Source organism: Nostoc sp. CALU 1950 (genome assembly GCF_051172895.1).
Lineage (GTDB): Bacteria > Cyanobacteriota > Cyanobacteriia > Cyanobacteriales > Nostocaceae > Nostoc > Nostoc edaphicum_A.
Window position 1 is genome coordinate 1 of the sequence record NZ_JBDNJQ010000346.1, and the last position, 2,009, is coordinate 2,009.

Sequence of the window (2,009 nt, forward strand, 5' to 3'; positions counted from 1 at the left end):
GCCTCCTTTTATATGGACATCATCTAGTTCGGCTCCAGTCAAATCTGCTTCTTCTAAACTGATTTCTTGTGAGAAAACTTTATGGAGTTTGGCATTTGTTAGGATGGCTTTGAAAAGATTGCCTCCTTTTATATGGACATCATCTAGTTCGGCTCCAGTCAAATTTGCTTCTTCTAGGGTAACATTATTTAGTTCAACGTCCGTCATAACAGCTTTCTCTAGATTGGCTCCCGTCAGAGTGACTTTCTCTAAATTGGCTTTTTCTAAGTTTGTTTCTTTTAGGGAAGCGTAGCTCAGGTTAACTCCTGTCAAGATAACTTCCTTCAAGATTGCTCCCTCTAGATTGACTCCAGAGAAATCTCTTGCTCCTGCTGCATAACGTTTCAGAAATTCTTTAGCGTTCATAAGTGAGGGTTGTTAGCCATTTTTTTTTAAAATTATGATAGGGGTGCATAGTGCTGATATAAATTTTATAAGCAGTTTAAAACTTTACTTATTGTTCAGCAATTATATTTCATAGTAGCTTATTAACCCAAGTTACGGGTTATAAAATCCTGGGTGATTGGCTAACGCCAAAAACTTTTGCACAGTACGCCAAAAAGTTTGGGAAAGTTTTTACTATACTTCCACAATTTCAGGATTTAAGAACTCGTGGCTCGGAGTCGGCGTAGCGGAGTGGCTCTTGCGGGCGTGCAGGATCTAGTTGGCCCAACCATAAACTTCATGCCCGTAAGAGCCACCGACTCCGAGAGCGAAGCGGTCACGAGTTCGTCGGGTCAACATGAAATCATCGGCTAAAACCCCTAGAGCGTTGCTTTTGCTCCAGATCCTCTTGCTGCTGTTGCTTCTGTTGCTGCTGTTCAACAAGAATCTCATTCCAAGTTCGCCCACTAGGTGCAATTCTTTTAGCTTGGGGTAAAATTTCCTGAACGACTTGGGCCGCTTCATTGCCTTGATCATCGTTATTAAATGCCGCTCCAATTCTGCTGATATTTCTGAGGAATTCTACTGGCAAGTTATTCGGGTCATCCACTGCCATGTACATTGTTCTCACTGGTGGTTGCCCCTTGTGTTCGTCTCTGTCAATCTCTGCCAAGGACAGCGCATCAATGGGGGAGTCACACAAGAATACTCTCTCGATTTTATCATCTGCCTCTCCACCCAATTTGAAATGAAACCACCCCTCGGAGCGATCGCTGTCGGGATACTTGAAAGCACGATTGTCAAGACGTGCGGTGTCCCAAACCAGTGCGCCTGATTTTTCACCGTTTAAAGAGCGCTTGATAAAGACAACATTTCGGTGCTGGTCTATGTAACCCAACCCCTGCTGCTGTAATGGGTGTACAAGGAAGTTTGTTATACCGCGTTTTTGAGTCAAGAAATGCTGCAACACTGGGCGTAGGCTTTCATCTTCTGGTGGTGGCGTGAACTCGGGTGAACTCTGTTTTTCCTCTCTATTGGATGCCAGTTGATTGTTAGCGATGAGTACCAATGCTTTAGCTTCATCAATAGTCCATCCGGCAGGACTGGCAAAGATAATTTCTTCAACATCTTGAACTGGCTTATTATCTAATAATGCCCTGATAGCGATTTCTTTGTCTCGGTCAGTCACTAATAAGTGTTCCAAGTCGGCACTGTAATACTTATATAACTCGGCTTTCTGATTATCTTTTAGCTTTGGTTCATCTGTGGTTATAGTTGGAGTTTTATTAAGAGCATTTGCGTCTACTGGTTTTTGCGATCTATGGAGTTGCTCTAAATAAACAATCGCTGCTTCCAGGTTGTCGAATATGGTTCTTCCGGCTTCTAGCTGGTGCTGATTTTGAGAAAGTTGTTGTGTTAGTTCTAATACTGTTTCAGTTAATGCTGAAGAGACAGTCGATTGCTCAATATAATCAGAAATTGATGAAATAGCTCTCTTTTCTACATAAGATTGCAACTCATTCGCCAGCAGTGCATCCAGGTCATTAAATGTAGCTTTAGCTGTAACAAGCTGCTCTTTGTATTGA

At 42.4% G+C, this 2,009-nt stretch carries 1 protein-coding gene and 1 pseudogene; both read right to left on the reverse strand.

The window, feature by feature from the left end; all coding sequences use genetic code 11:
* Window positions 1-405 (reverse strand): pentapeptide repeat-containing protein (locus ABF638_RS37785; protein WP_435027854.1); only part of this gene is annotated, 405 nt, incomplete at its 3' end.
* A 382-nt stretch (window positions 406-787) separates the two neighbouring features.
* A pseudogene (locus ABF638_RS37790) lies at window positions 788-2,009 on the reverse strand (hypothetical protein); the annotation flags it as partial.